This window comes from Pseudomonas sp. SDO5271_S396 (assembly GCF_054071795.1).
On the sequence record NZ_JBSVWB010000021.1, the window covers coordinates 73952 to 94462 of the forward strand.

Sequence of the window (20511 nt, forward strand, 5' to 3'; positions counted from 1 at the left end):
TTTTTAAGTACACATTTAAGTACACCGCTGGCACAGCCTTTTACGATTCCTTGCGCATCAATTTTCGCATTGGTCCGTCTACTGCTTGATTGTATTCCCCTCCTTGATGCAAAAGGAGGTGTCTGATGGCTCTGACAGATACAGCGATCAAGCAAGCCAAGCCCGCCAGCAAGCCTTATACGTTAACTGATGGGGATGGCTTATCTCTGCAAGTGCCCACGACGGGTTCGAAGCGCTGGCATTTCCGTTTCTATTGGCATGACAAGCAATTGCGTATTTCCCTTGGTATCTATCCCGACGTCAGTCTCAAGGAGGCTCGCCAGCGGAGAGAGGCTGCACGCGCGCTGGTGGCCAATAATATTGATCCCCGCTCACATCGTCGCGCCGAACGCCAAAAAGCCTCTCACGCCGCCAACAACACGTTTGAAGCAGTTGCTGGTCGCTGGCATGAGTTTCGAAGTAAAAAGCTGACGAAAAGTAAGAAGGGCAGTGCAGGGCAAGCGAGCAAATACCTGAAGAAGGACATGTTGCCGTGTTTAGGCGATCTTCCGATCTCAGATATTTCTCGTGGTGACGTGCTGGAGCTCATTAGGCGAATTGAGCGCAGAGGGGCGCTGGTCTCTGCTCGAAAGGTGCGCACCTGGCTCAACCAGATCTTTCGTTTTGCCATGGCGGAAGGGGTCGTTGATGTGAACCCGGCAGCAGATCTTGATATCGTTGCCGAGACGCCGCGGCCAGTTCGCCATAATCCCTTCCTCCAGGTAAATGAACTTCCAGGACTGCTCAGGACCGTCACCCATTATGGGTGTGCGGAAGCGACACGGCTTGGTATTCGTCTCTTGCTGTTGACAGGGGTGCGTACAGGAGAGCTGCGGGCGGCGACGCCAGACCAATTCGACCTCGACAAGGGGATCTGGCTGGTGCCGCCGGAGGGTGTGAAGCAACTCCGGAGTCGTGTTCGAACCCAGGGGAATGAGATCCCATCTTATGTGATTCCACTGTCTACCCAAGCAATTGCAATTGTGCAGCGGCTAATGCAGTTAAGGGCGCGCGGTGCGCGGTACCTGCTGGTTCACCGATACGAACCGCAGAAAATGATCAGTGAAAATACCCTTAACACCGCGATCAGTCGTATGGGTTACAAAGGAAGGCTCACCGGGCATGGCATCAGGGCCACCATCTCAACGGCGCTCAACGAGGTTGGCTTTGTAGAAGAGTGGATTGAGGCGCAGCTTTCCCATGCTGATGCGAACCAAATTCGAGCTGCATACAATCATGCGGAATACGTCGAGCCGAGACGTAGGATGATGCAATACTGGGCGGACTTATTAGATGCACTGGAGGTAGGCGTTCCGCTCCCTGAACCTGAAGCGTACATGTCGCAAATCGGACGACCTTCAACTGATTTTATGAGCTTGAAGCGCGTAGCTGTTGATTAGCAGTCCGATTCAGGCTATGCGATCAAGGTCAGGGAGGATAGAGTTGATAAGACCAAGGATTCACGTACTGCGGCTGATCGCCGATCAGGGAGGAAGGGCTTCGAGAAAGCCAAAGTGTGGAACAACGGTGAGTGCTACCAATGCGATCAACTGGTGCGACGAAATCGCATACGAATCAAGAGTGGAGGTATTTCTCCGTGGGGTTGCTTGACGCCTGAGATAATCACTCGACTACTAGAATGCGGCGCTAGGCTTTTCATGGATCCTCCTAATAGTCTGCTAGTCTGCCTTCAGCTAGAGAGGCGGGATTGCGTTGCTTCTGTAAATACCGTTTTAGTTTGGATGCCGATTGCGTCCCCACAGGCGGGCAGATATCTCCTGCGCCGCTTGGCATTTCATGTGTTGTTGCCACATCATGACGGGAGAGGCTGTGTAAATCAGGTCTCCTGTGCTGCCCGAACGTGGAGCAAACGGTCCACCTAGCACTTCACACCATCGGCTGGCGCGCATTTCAGGATCTATGCTCCTAGGTATGCGAAGTCGTGCTTGGCAGGCCCGTGGGAATCTTCCGCGAAGATCAAGACGGCGGTCAGGACGCGGTGTTTCTCATTTCTGCAGAAAACGACGCGCTGCTGATCGGAACCGTGCAATGCAAGCATACGTCCGATGCAACAAAGGCATTGAAGCTCAGTGATCTCACTACCTAAATTGCTCATGTCGAGGAACTGGTCAAAGCCGGTCAAGCAGAGGCCTACGCCTTCATGACGAACATGAGTGTAGATGCGCCCGTAGCAGCCGCAATGCGTGCTAAAATCCGCGCGATTGACGTGCGTAAGCCGCACATTCTCGGTCGCCAGTATATCGTACGTGTTATCAGGAGCAGCGCGCGCCTCCGGGCCCTCTTTCCGCAGGTCTACGGCCTAGGCGACCTCACCTAGATCGTAGATGAGCGGCTCAGCGAACAGAGCCGCGCGTTGCTTGACAGCTGGATTCCAAAGCTTCGCACCTATGTTCTTAGCTAGGCTCATCGGGATGCGGTCAACGCGATCTCTGAGCACGGAGTAGTACTGCTACTCGGTAATCTCTCTAGCGGTAAATCCGCGATTGGCGCCATCGTGTCGACCATAGCGTCGGAAAATCCAGACAACACCGTACTTGCTCTAACCAGCCCACGCAACTTTGAGGCCGGTTGGAATCCTAATGATCCAGGGCGCTTCTTCTGGATCGACGATGCCTTCGGCTCCAATGTGCTACGCGACGACTATGTGCAGGACTGGACGTCTGCCTTCTCCAAGTTGCGGGCCGCGATCAAGCATGGCAATCGATTTCTTCTAACTTCCCGAAAACATATCCATGAAGCGGCGCGGCGCCGGCTCGGGCAGCGCAACCTTGCCCAATTCGCAGACCGCAGCGCCGTGGTGGATGTTGGCGAGTCGACGTTCGAAGAGAAGACGCAGATTCTCTATAATCATGTAAATTTTGGTGAGCAGAGCCAGAGTTGGCGTTCGAGAATCAAATCGCATCTAACCGTTTTCGCTGCGCTTCGCGATTTTCTCCCTTGGATCGCCGAACCTCTTGGCGATCCAAGCTTCAACAAGGGCCTAGCGCCCCGCGAAGCTCACTCGTACGCTTTATGAAGGAGCCGACAGAGCGCTTTAGATTATCAGCTGCAGGCCGCGCTCATCCTCGTGTATGTCCATCAGGCCTGATTCGATCCTAGCGATCATGACGCTTCGGCCGCACAGGCGGTCGCTGAGCTGACTGGATACACTCTCACTAAGATTGAGGATTGTTTCGCTGAGCTGAAAGGCTCGTTCTTGAATCTTCCCGGATTAAAATGGACGATCGCCCATCCGACGATCTCCGATGCCCTAACGGAGATTCTGCGCCAGAAGCCCCATATGATGTCGACGCTCATACGAGGCGCGACTATCGACACTATTCTCAGCGGTTTCACGTTCGAGGGCTCGCCGCTCATTCGAGATATGCTTGTCATCCAGACAACGTTCGACGAATTGCACCGCAATTGGAAGCTGTTCCACTTCCTCTCCTTTCGTTCGAGCGCGGCCGTGTTCGTCAAAGCCGTCGAGCAATTTCCCAATCTCGATGCAATAAGGGCGTTGGTCGATGACGAAAAGCAAGTCACCGCTCTTGACCTCACTGCCTTCCCGGTAAGCTGGCTGAGTGATGTCGCCATCAGCACGAGGGAGAATCTCTACTGTTTCAATTGCACCTACTCGCCCATTGAAATTATCCCAGGTTCTTACCGTTGAAGGGATGCTCTGGTCACCGCGACAGGGAAGGGGGCTTGATCGGGCTCCATACGGTAACCACTGATTAACAATGTAGTCGCGAAAACTCCGTTAATGGTCATTAAGTTGGCACGCACAAGAGTACATTGCTAATATGTATTTACGAGTAGACTAGTTTTCAATTTGGGGATTTCTCGTCAGTCGATTGATTGGTGCTAGTAGCTTCTTTTTTTCTTGTTCAGTCTTTTCGCGCACTTTCCCTTCGTGCTTCGCAGTTTCCGCCTGTTGTTGAGCAAAAATGCCCTAGTCCTTTCATGAGACATCTGCAGTGCTTCCGCGCCGTCAGAAGCATGTGCGAAAAATGGGAGAGTTAAAATTAGCATTGAAATAATCTTCGCAAAGTTTTTCATGGTGTTTCCTCAGGTTTGACGCGCAATGAAGCGCCAGATAAAATTTAGGTTAGATATGCACTTGGGGTAGCTGTGTAATTAAGACTCAATAAGCGAGTACGGGAAACCTCTCCTGAGGGAAAGTGTTAGGTTTAAAGAGGGAAGATGCATTCAAATAAAAAAATTTACGGGGTCGTAGTTCTGGATTTTTGTCCGGACGGTATTAACGTAATGTTATCTCTATTGTGATGTTGGTAAGGTTCATGGTTATGAGTCAATAATAGCGCGCTGATAATCGTTATTAGGCTTCTTTTTTGCGTGTATGACGAGCAGCAGGTCCCGTGGAATTCAGCCGTGCTCACGGTATGTCATTAGCGTACGATGACTACGTACAACGGTTAATCTAGACTGTGTATCTCAGTGCTATTAGTGAGGCAACCTGATCCAATCGAAGTGTTTATGTACCTATGTCCTCGTTGGTCTTAACGTTAGAAAGATGCACAGCGGTTTCTACGTATGGGCTGGGTGTTCGATCAAGCTGTGGATACGTGTACTTTAGAAAAAAACGATACTCAGATAAACTGGGTCGATACATTTTGTTTTTACGGAAACCCGTACAATGGCATTTGATCGATTGGAAGCGATGCGAGCATTTTGTCGAATCGTTGAAGTGGGCAGTTTCAGTCGCGCTGCTGAGTCGTTGAATCTGGCCAAGACGACGATTTCCGGTCAGGTTCAGGCTCTAGAGAACCTACTGGGCATAAAGTTACTGCATCGGACGACCCGGAAGGTTTCCACGACTGCCGAAGGCGCGGCCTACTACCGCCGCGCTCGAATTGTCCTGGAGGACGTCAGCGAGCTTGAAGCTTCTGTTTCTCGAAATCGCAACGCAATTCGCGGCCATATCAAGATCGAAATGCCGTCCCCAGTAGGTATTTTGTTGATAGCTCCCTCATTACCGGACTTCGCTGCCAGGTTCCCTGAGATACACCTGGAGATCAGTTGCAATGAGCGCGTCATAGATCTTGTAGAGGAGGGCGTGGATTGCGCCATTCGCGTCGGGCGCGTTTCGGATCAAAATCTGATCTCCCGCCCAATTGGAGTGATGCGTTACTGTTTTTGCGCTGCTCCTTCCTATCTGGTTCGCGCCCCGAACCTTGATGCCCCCTCCCATCTTGCTGAGCATAAACACCTAGGCTTCAAGTTCCCGGCGACTAACAGGCGACATCTGCCTACACTTATGCGCGGAGAAGAACGTTTCACACTTGATCACCCTCCAACGGTGTATTTCAACAACGGCGCAGCTGCAGCTGCAGCCGCTGTGGCGGGACTAGGTGTGGCGTTTCTTCCTAGGGCGCAAGCCGATTCACATCTTAGAATAGGAAGTCTGGTCGAAGTGTTAGCTGATTGGCAAATGGCGAGCTTGCCTGTCTCATTGGTATATCCCGCGACCCGTGACCTTTCGGCAAGAGTTCGGACTTTTGCCGACTGGGCTACTACTTTAATCGCGAAAGATCCTCTGTGGGCTCCAAAATAGTGTTTAAAGCCGAGCTAGTGTCCTCACAGTTTCTCGGGATAAGGCTCGACGTGAGTAATATATTGAATGGAGAGCGGGCAAAAAATATAATCGTTAACACGGGAGTTTCATAAGGCTGCGCTAATCATCGTTTCCTCTCTGATGGGTGAAATTCGTCAATGGAGGGATTTGCTAAGACAGAAGACCTGATGGGTTAGTTGGTTCGATATTTTTAATGTTCAGATAATCAAGGCAAGGTATCCACTGGATTTGACGTGACCAGCCATAAGAATTTAGCCCCATCGTGAGAGGGCGTCGATCATTTCGCGCAAAGATCCCAAACTGGCACTAATTGTGGATTCAGAGAGTGCATAGTGGAAATTTTAGATCACCACAGCAGCGAAAAGCGTTCGGTAGCAGATTCTGACCACAAAAAATATGCACAGCGTGTTGTCTTTGGCGCAGGCAGTATAAGGAAACTGAGAGTTGAAATTGATGCATTGGGGATTACGCGAATACTGATTCTTTACACGTCTAACCTGCGAGCACTCGCTGAATTAGTAAAGGTAACAATCGGCTCCGAACAAGTGGCGGGTATTTTTGACCAGCCTACAACAAATATATCTACCGAAAATGTCCGCGAAGCATGTTATTTGGCAAAGAAATGTGTAGCGATTGGAGTAGTTACCATAGGGTGCGACGTAGCTATTGATATCGGTAAATCTATTGCCCTAGAGTTAAATTTACCCACTCTAGCAATTCCAACAACGTACGCTGGATCAGAAATGATTCATGCGTTCGACTTAAGTGACGGGAAAACTACAAAAACTATATCAAGTAACGAGATTTTGCCTCGCACAGTTTTGTATGATCCAGAGTTGACCTCTGATTTACCTATAGATTTTAGCATTTCTAGCGCTATTAGCGCCATGGCTCATAGGGCCGAAGGTCTATATTCAAAAAGCCGTGATCCAGTAACTAAGTTGATGGCACAAACTGGTATAAAAGCCATTGCTCGTGCGATACCTGAATTGCGTAGGTACGGTGACGGTTTCAGTGAAATGGGCGATATTCTGGCGGCACGCACCAATGCACTTTATGGTGCCTGGTTATGTGGAAGTGTGCGCAATAAAGTTACGATGCCCCTGCATTACCAACTGTGCCAGACACTTTGTCGAGGCTTCAACTTATCTTATGTTGATGTTAATTCAGTGATTGTCCCTCACGTGCTAGCCTACAACGAAGTCATCGAGCCAGAAGCCATGGATAAGATTGCGAATGCCATCAGCGCGCCACATGCTCCTCAGGGAATGTACGACCTGGCATACAGTAACTGTGCCCCTACAGCCTTACGCGATATTGGCATGCGAGAATCAGATCTAATACGCGCGCGGGAACTAGTCATGATGAGAGAGCATGTGAATCTGCGCTGCCTTGAAATAAATGCTTTTAGTGTGCTGCTACGCAATGCCTTTGAGGGGCGCCCCACTTGTACCGTGTAGAGATCAAACTCTTTCTCGAAGCACGACTCGGTGGTCGCTCACTGTTCAGTCAATGAGTCTGGTTTCGTGTCGTTTGGGTTGGGGTTGTCACTTCAAATCACTGTGCCGAAAAGGTGTTTGGTCGGAAGGTTTCATCTCCTGTAAATGTAGTTGTCACATCTGCCAAGCTACTCTGTTCTCCATTTTCTCGATCTGCCGCTTCCGATCCGCGTTCAATTAATTGGGCCTTGATAGATTTCGCTCAAGCCGCATGCTGAATCGGATGCTTTGACGCCGCAGATCATTGTTGTGCCTCCGAATAAAGTGCTAGCCAAAGTCTGTGTGTTGACCAAACTGGAAAAATCACCCTGCAGCTATTGGAGGCAGATTGCGGACTAAGAATTTTGCTGCTGACCTGAGGCCGACCCCGAACGGGGATAAGATGGTCGTACGTTGTTCTACCATTTCACTGGTTTCATGTATGCCCCATTGCTCGAGTACCACATCAGCGTTAGTTTAAATACAGCGTGCTGATTGCGTTGTGTTTCATAGGTAAAGCGTTGTTTTTCGCCACGTCCCGAGTCATAAACCTCCCCAATCAAAGTGTGAGTCGGAGAAAATCTCTGGTCGGATAGAAACAGTATTAACGGTCACTTATCGACGGGAGGATGCATGATGCATTTGACATACCTGATTGAAAGCTCGGTCGAAGTTTTGTTGTGTTGTAAGCCGCCTGGATGCTGACCTGATACTAGATGCATGCCACGGTTCGGTACCACCCGATTTCGAGAATCTAAATGTGTCTATATCAGCGTGCTGCGCCTTTCCGTGGGCGGTGCTGTGATTCCTCCACAGAGATAGGGAGGGTATAGCAGTTCCTTGATCACGAAGTCGCGTCCTACATTAATGCAAAACGAAAATTGCAGAAATGCAAATTTGAGAGATCACATCTAGTGTATAAATACGGTGGAACGCCATCAAAGGATAGCTGAGTTTTAAGCTCTATGACCTCATGCAATCGTTTGGTTGATTTCATTTATATCCAATAAATCTAAAAAAGAGATATAGCATGAATTTTAGTAGAAGAAATTTTTCGAAAATCATAGGCGTAGGTGCACTTGCTAGCTTCGCAGGTCCCCTTTTTTCTACAACTGCGCTGGGTAAGCCCAGCAGGATCAGCAGCAAAAAACAAATTAAGCGCGGATTATATTTGATAAAAAATGCGGCGGTTATTACGGTTGATCCAGATATCGGAACTCTTCCCAACGCCGATATACTGATTAGAAATGGCATAATCGAACGTGTAGGGCAAAACCTTACAGAAAAAGATGCCGATATTATCGACGCAACGAACATGATAGTAATGCCTGGCTTTGTTAATTCGCACTATCATATGTGGAGCGCTATTGGGAGAAGCTTTACGGCTAGGAAAGAAGGGTTTTCTTACTATCCCGCAAAGTTTGCTACTTCAGCACTTTACACGCCAACTGATTTTTATAACAGTGTTATGTTGGCATCGGTAGAGTTAGTGAATGGGGGAACTACAACGGTACATAACTGGTCCCATAATACTAGGTCGCCCGAACATGCGGATGCAGAGTTACAGGCCCTCGAAAATTCTCACATGAGGGCCAGATACTCATACGGCCATGTTGATCGTCTCGGGCCTGATAAAGTAAACCCTTACAACGATATTGATAGGGTTCAAAGTCAATGGTTCGGCAGGAATGACAAATTTGAAGGGATGGTGCACCTGGGGTTAAATCTAAGAGGTACACTTCAAAGCGACAAGGCAACTTTTTATAAGGAGATGGAGTATGCGAAGCGAGTAGGGCTTCCAGTAGCCATCCATGCACCGCAAGAAACTCCTAACACAGCAGATGCGGTTGAATACGAGCGTCGCGGATACCTCGGGCCGGACTTTTTGATTGCACACTACATATCTGCCAGTAACGACGATCTTGCAGCCATGGCCAGGACCAAAACGCCAATCACGATAGCAACTCATTCGGAGCTCAGGCTGAGCAGCACGGGAGATGCGCGAGCCGTGATTATGAAGATGCGGGAAGCAGGACTTTGTATATCTCTTTCATCCGATGCTACTTCAATCGCTCCGCCGGACATGTTTGAAATGATGCGATTTACATGGAATTTAGGTGTCCCTTGGGTAGGAACGGAAAATTCCGGTGCTAGTAAAATCAGTGTGCATGAAGTAATTCAGATGGCTACACTTAATGGAGCGATTGCGCTCGGATTAGGCGACATGGTAGGTTCTATTAGCGAGGGTAAACGCGCTGATATTATCATGCTTAGATCGAATGATTTAAATATAGCACCAGTCAGCAATTTCGAGACTGCAGTAGTTCAAAGCGCAACAGCCAATAATGTGGATACGGTTATTGTTGACGGTAAAATTGTGAAGCGTGGTGGGCGGCTCATAGGTTACGACGAGACTAGAATAATCAATGACGCTCAGAACTCGGCCCGGCGAATTCGCGCTGCAGCGGGGGAATTACTGGAATCATAAGCTAAATGTTAATATCTCGTATGTCGTTTAAGGCTGAAAATATGACCATAAAATACTACACAGATATGTCGAACATGCTCTACTATCTAGGTTTATTCACATTCTGAATGTGGGGCATGATGAGTAGTCTTTCACACAGGTTAGGTTGGAACGATCTAAAGCTCGTCATGGCCGTCGCTGAAACAGGAAGTTTAGCGAGGGCTTCGACGAGACTTGCAGTCAATTCTTCGACAGTATTCAGGCGACTACGACAGCTTGAAATTCAGCTGGCAACGCCTCTTTTCCAGCGCCACAGAGGAGGTTATGAGCTCACTGCTGCTGGTATCGCGATTGTGGAGCTTGCTCATCGAATAGATGAGGACATCGACGGTGTGGTGCAAAGTTTGTCTAACCAAAACGCTCACCCTGCAGGCGAGCTTCGCTTGACCACAAATGATACATTACTTTTCCATATATTAATGCCGATGCTCGAGATATTCAAACTACGGAAGCCAAAAATTAAAGTAAAAGTAACAATTGATAATAGCGCTTTAAATTTATCAACTTCCGATTCCGATTTAGCTTTGCGAGCGACTGATGCGCCACCGGAGAACTTAGTGGGGCGCTGCTTAGGGCGTACTGAATGGGCTTTGTACGGACGAGCGCTAGACTACATCAACTCCCACCAGCCGCGAGATACTGAATTATTTCAATGTGACTGGGTTACGCTCTGCGATAACCTTTCCTCACTGCGTTCAGCAAAATTTGTTAAAAAAAATGTGTCGGCTGAACGAATAACTTTTTCGGTTAATTCCGTATTGGCGCTTGCAGACAGCATCGAATCCGGATTTGGTATTGGCTATCTACCGTGTTTTGTCGGTAATGCTAGGGCATCTTTAGTAAAGCTTGATGGTCCACCAACAAACTTTGGGCATGATCTTTGGATGCTTTATCACCCTAATATGCGAAGATCTACAATTGTGCGAGAATTTGTGGAATTTGTAACTGCTGAGCTTAGAGTCAACTAGCTTCTCTAGTGCGTAGCGGGTCTATTATGCTTAATAGTTATTCGCGTATGCTAGAGCGAAGTGAAATTAAGCGTGATCGGAAGATTTTTCGGTTGTATTGGATTAAACTAATTTCGCACCCTGAATTTTTTCGCTGAAAAGATAATCAAGAGTATACTTTCGAACTGGTCGGACCTGTAATTCAAGGAATTTGTCTAGTCCGATCTGGGAACCACCGTCGAAAGATAGTGCCAATGCGTGTGTCGCTGAAAGCTGTGAACTACTTAGATGCCATTTTTTTTCAAACAAATCCGGAACGTTAGCCATACATAGCGCGAGCTCATTAATTGATGGCAAGTAAAAATCATTATGGCTCTCCAATACCAAGCCAGCGCATAACCTAGCAGCTGGATGATTTCCTTGAGCGCTATTAATTAAATAACGCGTATTAGCGAGTCCGTCAAAACGACTAGCAGCTTTTGGCTCATCGATGTCGTAACCACCATAAGCAGATATTTTATTAACTAGAGACCACTGTGTTGGTATAATTAAATGATAATCCAGTTTCCCTATCTCTCCACGTATCACGCCAGCATAAACACCGCCTTGACTTTTCCATAGTTCTCCGATGGCAGGGGGGATATTCATATTCATTTTATATTTTCCTCTTTAAATAAGTATATGAATCTGGAATTATTAGTATTTGTTAGCAATTTTATCTGTATATTTTTTATAATCTAAGAGTTGTGGAGGATTGTCCGTATGCCTTATGTGGATGCTCAGTGGTATACTTCGTTAAACTCAATCTTAGTGGTCTTCGGAGTTTAGTAGGACACGTTTGTTGACATTGCAGTGATAGGCAGGAAAGCCAGCCTAAATGGTTGGCGATCACAACTCAACAATTATAGATCAGTAAGTTTTTTGTAATGTTGATGGCATCGTTTGATTTGTCGAGTGGTTTTTGTGTCATTCACTGTTCCAGGCCTGTCGCATTGAGTACAAAATCAAATTCTAAAGTGTAATAGGGGGTGTCAGAGTTTCGACCATCGGGCGTTACTCCCGTGCCATGGTATTGCCACTCGGCAATGAGGGATGAACGGACACCGAAAACAGCATCAGAGTCTAAGTATTTACCGGATTCGCGAAACACATGCGTCACTAAACGCTCATAACCTTTAGCCGAAATCATAAAATGCAAATGGGCAGGCCTCCAAGGATGACGATTCAGAGCTTTTAACATTACTCCAACTGGACCATCATGCGGAATCGGGTAGGCGTTAGGAACTATGGTCCGAAATCGGTAGGCTCCTTGAGCGTCAGCACGCAATACTGCACGGCCTTGATATTCCGTAAATTCAACGTTTTGTACATCATAGAATCCAAGATCGTCTGCCTGCCAAACCTCTAACTCCGCATAAGGGATTGGCTCGTTATCTAGATTCCGAATCACTCCGCTGACCCACCAAGAAGTTCCTGGCATTCCGTTGCTGATATCAGCACCGAGTTCATAGCGGGGGGCGCCAGTGACATGGAAAGGGCCAAATACCGTTGCCTCAGTACAGCCTTCTGGCTTTTTATGATTCTGAGCGACGACTAGCGTGGAGAGACCTAGAGTGTCGGAAAGCAAAATAAATTCTTGCCTTGTGGGGGAGCATATCTTGCCTATCGCAGTGAGAAACTCTATACCTTTAAGCCATTCACCCTCAGTAAGATTAACCTCTCTTGCGAAAGAATGCATATGCTGAACTAAGCTAGTCATCACTTGATGAAGGCGGTGATCTTCAGTGCTTGCATTACGCGCAAGCACAGCTTGGGTGATGGTTTGTTCATCTAGGTTTCGCATGAGGCCACTCCTACTAATATTTTTGTTAAATTGCTGATTCGTCGTTTCGGTGGGTAAATAATGTTTTATCGGAAAAGCAGTTTGAAAAAGCTCTAATAAATTATAGTGTCCATCACGCAAATAAAATAGTAAAATCGAAATTGTCAATTTCACATCTGAAGCAGCAAGCCGTCTGTAAGGAGTCAAGATATGGATCGACTAACTGAACTCGAAGTACTCGTTCATACTGCAGAATTGGGTACGTTGAGTAAAGCTGCAGAGTTGCTTGATATATCTACAGCGTCAGCTACGCGTCACCTCGCCGCACTGGAAAAACGTTTAAGTGTGAGGCTAATAGAACGGAATACGCGAAGATTATCGCTTACTCCGGCAGGGCATGAGTTTTACAGTCACTGTAAGAGCCTGCTAGGTCAACTTCGTGATGCTGAGGCGTCTCTCACTACTTCGTTAGTTGAGCCAATGGGTACTTTAACAATTACGTCATCAATTTCTTTCGCGATGCTTCATATTTCACCACTGTTGGTTGAATTTAAAAGGGCTTATCCAAAAATAAATGTTAAAATTCTTGGGGAGAATCATTATTGCGATATCATCGATAGTGGTATTGATTTGGCTATAAGGATAAGGGAGTTTGAGATAGACTCAAACATAACTATTCGACGTTTAGCACATACTCGCCGAATACTTGCCGCCTCCCCTGACTACCTAAGAAGTCGAGGTGCTCCTACGGATGTGGAAGATCTGTACAATCACGATATGCTCTTATATAACCATGCATATCAACCTCGGATTTTGAATTTTTCGAAAGAAGGGGTGAGCAAGTCTATAAAGATAGATCCGACTCTAGAAACTAACGATGGCCAGATTGTACGATCCGCGGCAATTTTTGGTGCGGGCATCCTCGTGCAGCCGAAATATATAGTTCATGACGATTTAATAGCAGGACGTTTAGTTCCGGTGCTGGACGACTGGAGTCTTCCCACGTTGACTATAAATATAGCCTTTCAAGAGCGGCGTTATATGCCTGCAAAAACGAGGTTGTTTATTGAGTTTCTGGCAAATAGATTTCAAAAAGAACGCTACGAGCGTTATTGGATGCGCTGAGTGAAGATCGGCTCTCTCTCGCCGCTAAAATTTGCAATTGGGTGGGTTATATTAAATATGGCAATGGGTATGAGCGTGTGTCCATCGCCATAAAGTCTAAAAAAGCATCATAATGTGGCTCGGGAGTTGTTTATGATATGAATGGCATTCGGATAGTTGGCGTTGGTTGGTATGAAAGGAACCTCCACTCTTCAGCTATATATACCCATACAGTCAGTGTTTTATTTTTTAGAGTTTTCTTTTCACCCCCTACAATTATCTCTCCATTCATTTCTCCGCGAACCAATACTATATTGTTTAGGATGGTAAAAGAATCAATTGGATGTTCGATTTTTTTGTATACATAGAAGCCTGTGTTAATTTTTTGAAGGTATTCTTCTAAAGTGTCTACTCCGCCAGAAGAATGAGCGTAGGAAAGTTTTGGATGTGCAAGTTTGGCGAGCTCCTCAAGATTTTTGTTCATTACTGCATCATAGCGCTTGTTTTCCAAAGCGCGAATAGTTGACTCGATTTGTTCAGTAGTGTTCATGATAATCCTCAAATCTTAAGTTTGTGGTAAGGGAAGGGGGGCAGGGTTGATGTGTTGACTCAAAAAATATGAAGTATCCAATTTTTAATTTGAAAGCTGATTGTGACGTGATCTCTTTTACGTGCGTTGTGTTTCGTGCTCTAGGCTTTTAAGTGTATAGCTTTTAAGCGTTGCGTGTAATTAAGGGCGACTTTGGTGTCCACAGAATTTCATGAGTTGAAGAGGGTAAGTCAGTCAGATGTTTGTGGTACTATCGCCCTTAAGTGTCGCGTGTTAGGGGTGTTTTCGCGGCATATTATGAATTTAAAGAGGACTCGATATGAGTGAAAAAAGCGTCCATTATGTTTTGTAAAAAGGACTTGATGTTTTCATTCAGGATTCCGTTTTCATCGAAGAAACTACCTGCATTACCTAGATAGGCCTCGGGTTGCTGCATACATAGTAGGTTAAGAAAAACGAAGCACTGGCGAAGATGATGATTCGCTCCGAACCCACCGATTTGACCAGGCGAAGTAGTAATGATGGCGGCGGGTTTTGCGGCACCCCACGCACTTTTGCCGTAAGGCCGTGATCCTACATCAATAGCGTTTTTTAACGCTCCTGGTATTGATCGATTATATTCCGGCGTTATAAACAAGAAGCCATCAGCGTTATACAGTGCATTTCGAAATGATGTGTAAGAGGGTGGTGGAGTATCTCCATCTAAATCTTGGTTGTAGAGTGGCAGGTCTCCGATTTCCACGATGTTGAGGGTCAGTTTTCCGGCTGTCAGTTCATTAAGTGCGGTAGCAATCTTTCGATTAGTAGAGTCTCTTCTTAAGCTTCCAATTAAAATCGCGATAGAATAAATACGGCTCATTTTGTATTACCTTTTTCGGTGGTTGAAGCACTAGTTTTGGGTGAGAATTCTACGCTGAGTATTTCGAATTATTCTTGATGTTTTATGTTCGTCATCATGTAGTAGGAGAGGGTGCGTTACCTTCAAATGCGTCGCGGAGTAGCCGGTGTATTGGTTCGGCTTCGAGTCGGCGTGGATTTGGATATTGATTACTCAGAACTAGCTCGCAAGCCAGTGAAAGATTTGATTCATGCATGCCAATATCCCGAAGTGATGTTGGCGCGCCGTTTTTTGAAGCTAAATCGTATATTCCGGCAGGGGCACTTTCGGAGCCGATGGCCCGTGCGATAATTTCCATCGCCTCTGGCGCGGCTTCTGCGTTATAGGCGAGTGCGTGTGGCAGAATGACGGAATGAACTTCAGCATGTGGTAAGTTAAAACTGCCACCGAGGGTATGACACAGTTTGTGGTGGAGGGCCATTGTCACACTGCCAAGTACACCCCCGCATAACCAAGCCCCATAGAGTGCATCGGAACGTGCAACTCTCATTTCACCAGTGCTGCAGAAGTTGCCATCATTTTTGCGGAATTTGGGAATTGCGCGAGCCAGAGCGGCTATACCCGCTTCAGCCATTATATTCGTGACTGGATTTCGATTTTTGGCATACAGACCCTCAGCGCCGTGAGCAATAGCGTTCAAGGCGCTGGTGATGCTAATGTCTATCGGTAATTCTAAAGTCAAATCAGCGTCGTACAAAACGGTCCGAGGTAATACTTTTGGATCTGTGCCAGTTTTTTTTATCCCAGCCTCAGTTATACCGTATATCGCGGTCATTTCCGACCCTGAATACGTTGTGGGAATCGCTACCGTTGGAATGCCTAACTCACGGGCAATGGCTTTTCCCAAACCTATGGTAGAACCGCCACCGATGGTGATTAGACCATCAGCTCCTATTCTTTTCACTAACGCACATGCCTCACGCACTAATTCGAGGGGAACGTGCATTGCCGCGCGGTCAAAGATACCTGCCACCCTTTGGGCTCCGAGGATTACACTCACCATTTCGGCCAGTGGCCTCTGGCGAGGTGTGCTAATGAGTAACGGACGTGTAAACCCTAAAACATCGATTTCTGCGCGGAGTTCGCTTAAGCGTCCAGCACCGAATAGAACACGTTGTGGAAACGTTGCATATGTAAAATTTTCTAATAACGTACTTTCATAGTTTGAGTTACTATTTTTTTTCATCGCTGAATCCTTAGTATTGTTTTGGGGAGCTGAAAGCTCGTTAATTCTTGATCAGCCTGCGGATGATTTGCAAAAAAATTATCGTTTTGAACAGACTAAATAAGTGGACGTTAAATTCGTTTATGTTCCCATTGACGGTAAACGGACCGGGTTAAGCTGCATTATGGGGTTTCGTAAATTTAATTGATTTATAGAGCTCTTCGGTTTACCAGCTTGGCTTGCTGGGCAAAAAAAACGCGAAAATTGCTCCGGCGCAGTAAAGCGCCGCACATAGGCAAAGTGCCAATGAAAAGCCGATCTGGTTCGAAAGAGAACCCAGCGCAAACGGTGCCAGCGCTGAAATGCCACGACCTATGTTGAAACAAAATCCTGCACCAGTCGTTCTGATATGAATCGGATATAGTGACGCAAAGTAGGAGCCATAAAGCCCTGGGAACACCAGAAAGAAAGCGTAAGTAACTCCTAGCGCCATGAGGGTCGCTCGATCTTCAGCATACGCAAAGAATGGAAGAACCATGGCGGTCGCGAGCAGTGAAAGCACGACTAATAAACGCTTTCCATAAAGGTCTGCAAAAAAACCAAAAATCAAATAACCTATGAATGTGGATGCGTTCAATACAAATAAATATCCCGACATTGATTTGAGATCAAAGCCTCGCTCTGCTGCCAAGTAGGTTGGTAACCAAGATGTTACCCCCCAGTACGCGAGGAGTGAAGATGATGCTGATAACGTGGCGAACATTGTCTGGCGCAAAAAATTTCCACTGAAAATCTCAAGTGGCCCAGAAGTGTTTTCAACGGTCGCAGTGACGTCACGCTCGGAAATCCATTTTGGCGATTCTGGTACAAAATAGAAAACGTATATGATTGGAATGATCGTAGAAACACCGCAGGTGAAGAACAGTGCTCTCCAGCCGTAATCAGGTAAAATAAGCGCTGAGAGCACTGCGGCAAACCCGGCGCCTAGAGGGAATGAACTCAACACTAACGACGTGGCTCTAGCCTGTTTCTCCTTTGGCCAGGTTTCGGAGATGTAAGCGGACACAATGCTCCAGACACCACCGAGCCCGAGTCCTGCGGCGAACCTTAGCACTAACATTTGTTCCCAGGAGTGAAGCTCTGCCATAATGCAGGTGCATAATCCAAAGAAGGTTAACGATGACAGGAGGGCTCGCCTTCTTCCAAATTTATCTGACATCCATCCGACTGTAACGCTACTCAGGCCTATCCCTAATAAAGTAGCTGTTACTAGCAGCCCCGCGTCTGTCCGCGATATCCCTGTATCGATTATGATTGAAGGTAGCGCAATGGCCAGTATAACTATCTCTAATGCATCGAACATATAGCTCAGAAAGCCTCCGATGAGCACATGGTGCTTAACGCATATCATTGTTGCCTCCTGTAGTTTTTGTAAGATACATCATTTGCAATGACTCGCGAGTAGCTCTTTTGCAAGGCGCACCGCAATGTTATTCTTTCTAAACACGCAGAAACAGACAGAGTTCTGGCAAACACCTTTCTACTCAGTGGAATACTGGCATGGACCGTTTTCGCGAAATTGAACTTTTTGTACACGTGGCAGAGGCAGCAAGCATTAGTCGTGCTGCTGACGTCCTGGGCCTACCGGTATCCAGTGCTAGCCGCCACCTAAGCATGCTTGAGACGCGGCTCGGAGTGCGCCTGGTGCATCGCACCACCCGCTCCCTTGCGTTGACAGAGGTCGGTATGGAATTTTATCGTCGTTGCAAGGACGTTTTGTCCGACCTAGGCGAGGCTGAAGCAGTTGCAAAGGATGCGGTTGGTAATCCTCGTGGAACATTAAGAATCACTGCGTCCCTTTCTTTTTGCTTGTTGCATATTGAGCCGCTTTTACCTGCGTTTAATAAAGCCTATCCAGATATTAGTGTCGATATTATCGCAGCTAATCAGTACTTAGACGTTGTGGAAAATAATGTGGATTTGGCAATTCGTACACGTGAATTTGAAGCAGACAGCAATTTGACCATCAGAAAGCTTGCTGTAACAAAACGAGTTCTTGCTGCCTCTCGAGAATATCTCTCTACGTATGGTATGCCTGTTATACCAGAGGATCTAACCAAACATAAAATGTTAATTTACAGTTATGCGAACAATCCTAATGAGTTGCCTTTTGAAAAGGGTAATCAAAAAGTAATCGTGAATCTTAACCCTTCGTTGCGTACGAATGATGGCCAAATAGCCATTAATGCTGCTTTGCATGGAATGGGTATCTTGGCACAGCCAAAATATGCTATTTATGATCATATTGAGAATGGAGAGCTTATTACATTACTTAATGATTGGGACTTGCCGCGCCTTACTATGAATATCGCCTATCAGACACGGCGGTACCTCCCTAACAAGGTCAGAGTTTTCGTTGATGCCTTAACTGACCACTTTTTGAGGAATGATTTCGAGCGTCGTTGGAGCTAACAGTGAATTTTTTGAGCTTGTAGTTTTAACGATCCTTCTCAATCGTTAAGGCGCAGCTTTGCAATATTTTTGAAGTAACAGGCATTTACCGTGCTCGTGAAAAAAGGCACTAATTGTTTAGAACTTATCACTCTTATGCGCTAACAAGTCTTTCAGGGAACGATCAAATTTTTGTAGCGCGCTGATTTGCACATTCTTTTGCTCATTAATGTCAGAAACAATTTCCTCAGTGCGTTTGTTGCCCGCCCAAATCGGAGAGAGTATTTTTTCATCACTTCCTTTTGCCGTTCCGAGATGATTGTAGCTTCTATCGTAGAAATGTGCCGCTACATTCGCCTTAATTTCGGAGTTTCGAGAGGTGATAAGTTGAAAACGAAAGTCGACCACTACCAAAATATCGGGTTTCGCTGCTTTTAGGCTCAGCACATCCGGATATTCTTTCACTTGGCCGAACTCCCGTCGAAGAGAGGCCTTCAGCCAGTCTACCGCCAGATGAGGGTCTGACGTTGATATGTACGCGTCACGAATCGACTCTACTAGGAGATTCTTGCCGAAGCCAGTACCCGCGCTGTTATGGTATTGTCGTAGATACGTTAGATTGGTTTGGGTATTTTCGCTAAGTATCACTCCTATAGAAATCTGATCGCCAGTCGGTATGAAGTCTTCTTTAGTGCGGTTCATAGAAATGCCCAGAACAGTATCTGGTAGCACAATTGCTGGTGGTGCGACAGGAGTTGAACAACCGGTTAGTACACATATTATGGCTAGTGTGCAGAATGTACCTAGTTTCATTAGGGATCCCCCAAAAAACAGTTATGTACCAACATTTTACTGTGCGTTATTGATTTTTAGATAATGTATCGGTTTTCAAACAAACGTCTTCAATGAATTTTAGACACCGCTAATACCCAGTCTTTGCAGTTAGATTGCACACCTTGATTTCGTAGGCCCGTATTTGGAACTAGGGGAGCTCCGATAAAATCCGCGATTTCAGCCTAAGCGCGCTAACGCAGAGCGTTATCAATTTGAAGCGTCCGATAGGCTGTACATGGTTATCACCCCCACTTTTCGGCGCGATTTGCGCGTTTACCGGCGCCACTTACCTGTGCCTAACAGCTGCTTACTTGCCGCTCATGGGATGTACGGCGCAATCAACGTGTTAGGTCAATCCGAAAAGTCGCACATTCATATGGCTGACCTGACCCTTCTCCTTACCCCGAAACCGACTTTTGAGCTTTGTCCTAGTTTGCGTATATGTCTCAAGCACCCACTACTACGCTTCGCTTTAGGGGCCAGGCTCCACTCCCTATTTCGAATAGTTACGGTGTCGTCCGTCCTCCCAGATAGCTGCTCGGTCAAATCCTCATACTGCGTGTCGACTTCCGTATAATCGGCATCGGTATACACAGATTTTTTTACTATACCACAGGTCGGTGATTGGCTTGATGTTAGCTACTGATACCGTTCCCTCATGTTATAAGCAGCATTTTAGGAGCTCTAGGCACTTAGATAAACTGGCCCAATTCGTTTTGTCCTTACGGAAAATCGTACAATGATGCTTGACTGGTCGATCTCAGTGTGTGCTTTCAACCGCATTCTTAAAGTAGATAGTTTTAGTGAGGCATCAGCAATCTTTAGATGTAACTAATAGTACCACTTCAGGATAATTATGGTTTCGGTATTTAAGGTTGCTTACCTCGTATGACTTTCAGGGTTTCCCCGCGGCAGAATGTACCGCCATTATTCCTCGCTCGTATGCCCCTCTGATCCATGCTGGCCGCATACCATTAGCGATTTCGTGGCTTTCCATTCTCACGGGCTCTGGCGGGGGGGGGGGGGGGGGGGGGGGGCGCCTCCCCCTTGCCCTCCCCCCAAGTCCCTTTCCCCCAACCCCCCTTTTTCTTCCCATC

15 protein-coding genes and 1 pseudogene are annotated in these 20511 nt (G+C 46.7%); 9 read left to right on the plus strand and 7 right to left on the minus strand.

The window, feature by feature from the left end:
• Positions 1 to 125: 125 nt before the first annotated feature.
• The 7 genes and pseudogenes from ACW9IN_RS16140 (at position 126) to ACW9IN_RS16170 (ending at position 10611) form a co-directional block, all read left to right on the plus strand.
• Entirely contained in the window at positions 126 to 1439 is a 1314-nt protein-coding gene (locus ACW9IN_RS16140) for a tyrosine-type recombinase/integrase (RefSeq protein ID WP_016976651.1), read from the plus strand.
• A gap of 1034 nt (positions 1440 to 2473) precedes the next feature.
• A pseudogene (locus tag ACW9IN_RS16145) lies at positions 2474 to 3076 on the plus strand (nSTAND3 domain-containing NTPase); the annotation flags it as partial.
• Positions 3077 to 3256: 180 nt separating this feature from the next.
• Positions 3257 to 3712 (plus strand): hypothetical protein, encoded by a 456-nt coding sequence (locus tag ACW9IN_RS16150; protein WP_016976647.1) that lies wholly within the window; start codon positions 3257 to 3259, stop codon positions 3710 to 3712.
• Positions 3713 to 4699: 987 nt separating this feature from the next.
• On the plus strand, positions 4700 to 5617 hold the full coding sequence (locus ACW9IN_RS16155) for a LysR family transcriptional regulator (RefSeq protein WP_016976646.1): 918 nt from the start codon (positions 4700 to 4702) through the stop codon (positions 5615 to 5617).
• Between the two features lie 353 nt (positions 5618 to 5970).
• Entirely contained in the window at positions 5971 to 7098 is a 1128-nt protein-coding gene (locus tag ACW9IN_RS16160; RefSeq protein WP_157787128.1) for an iron-containing alcohol dehydrogenase, read from the plus strand.
• A gap of 1048 nt (positions 7099 to 8146) precedes the next feature.
• On the plus strand, positions 8147 to 9604 hold the full coding sequence (locus ACW9IN_RS16165; protein ID WP_016976645.1) for an amidohydrolase family protein: 1458 nt from the start codon (positions 8147 to 8149) through the stop codon (positions 9602 to 9604).
• A 119-nt stretch (positions 9605 to 9723) separates the two neighbouring features.
• Entirely contained in the window at positions 9724 to 10611 is an 888-nt protein-coding gene (locus tag ACW9IN_RS16170; RefSeq protein WP_256262541.1) for a LysR family transcriptional regulator, read from the plus strand.
• Between the two features lie 102 nt (positions 10612 to 10713).
• Here the strand turns inward: ACW9IN_RS16170 and ACW9IN_RS16175 are convergent, their stop codons facing one another.
• Both ACW9IN_RS16175 and ACW9IN_RS16180 read right to left on the minus strand, forming a co-directional pair.
• On the minus strand, positions 10714 to 11244 hold the full coding sequence (locus ACW9IN_RS16175; protein WP_177052515.1) for a DUF1566 domain-containing protein: 531 nt from the start codon (positions 11242 to 11244) through the stop codon (positions 10714 to 10716).
• A gap of 316 nt (positions 11245 to 11560) precedes the next feature.
• Positions 11561 to 12433, minus strand: coding sequence for an intradiol ring-cleavage dioxygenase (locus tag ACW9IN_RS16180; protein WP_080642442.1), 873 nt, complete (start codon positions 12431 to 12433; stop codon positions 11561 to 11563).
• Between the two features lie 189 nt (positions 12434 to 12622).
• On the opposite strand from ACW9IN_RS16180, the gene ACW9IN_RS16185 reads away from it, so the two are divergent.
• On the plus strand, positions 12623 to 13537 hold the full coding sequence (locus tag ACW9IN_RS16185) for a LysR family transcriptional regulator (RefSeq protein ID WP_025999760.1): 915 nt from the start codon (positions 12623 to 12625) through the stop codon (positions 13535 to 13537).
• A gap of 130 nt (positions 13538 to 13667) precedes the next feature.
• Here ACW9IN_RS16185 and ACW9IN_RS16190 read toward each other — a convergent pair whose 3' ends face one another.
• The 4 genes from ACW9IN_RS16190 to ACW9IN_RS16205 all read right to left on the minus strand — a co-directional run bounded on the left by ACW9IN_RS16190 (position 13668) and on the right by ACW9IN_RS16205 (position 17540).
• Positions 13668 to 14066, minus strand: coding sequence for a nuclear transport factor 2 family protein (locus tag ACW9IN_RS16190; RefSeq protein ID WP_080519962.1), 399 nt, complete (start codon positions 14064 to 14066; stop codon positions 13668 to 13670).
• A gap of 295 nt (positions 14067 to 14361) precedes the next feature.
• Complete coding sequence (locus tag ACW9IN_RS16195) at positions 14362 to 14925, minus strand: NADPH-dependent FMN reductase (RefSeq protein WP_016976642.1); 564 nt, start codon at positions 14923 to 14925, stop codon at positions 14362 to 14364.
• A 94-nt stretch (positions 14926 to 15019) separates the two neighbouring features.
• Positions 15020 to 16150 carry a maleylacetate reductase gene (locus ACW9IN_RS16200; RefSeq protein ID WP_080589235.1) on the minus strand — a complete coding sequence of 377 codons (1131 nt, stop codon included), beginning with the start codon at positions 16148 to 16150 and terminating at the stop codon, positions 15020 to 15022.
• A 205-nt stretch (positions 16151 to 16355) separates the two neighbouring features.
• A complete protein-coding gene (locus ACW9IN_RS16205; protein WP_457366821.1) occupies positions 16356 to 17540 on the minus strand; it encodes an MFS transporter in 1185 nt (394 codons plus the stop codon).
• Between the two features lie 149 nt (positions 17541 to 17689).
• Between ACW9IN_RS16205 and ACW9IN_RS16210 the strand changes: the two genes are divergently transcribed.
• Positions 17690 to 18601, plus strand: coding sequence for a LysR family transcriptional regulator (locus ACW9IN_RS16210; RefSeq protein WP_016976640.1), 912 nt, complete (start codon positions 17690 to 17692; stop codon positions 18599 to 18601).
• A 117-nt stretch (positions 18602 to 18718) separates the two neighbouring features.
• On the opposite strand, the gene ACW9IN_RS16215 is transcribed toward ACW9IN_RS16210, so the two are convergent.
• The gene (locus ACW9IN_RS16215) at positions 18719 to 19393 is read right to left on the minus strand and encodes a hypothetical protein (protein ID WP_038843974.1); all 675 of its coding nucleotides are present in this window, start codon (positions 19391 to 19393) and stop codon (positions 18719 to 18721) included.
• Between the last annotated feature and the right edge of the window lie 1118 nt (positions 19394 to 20511).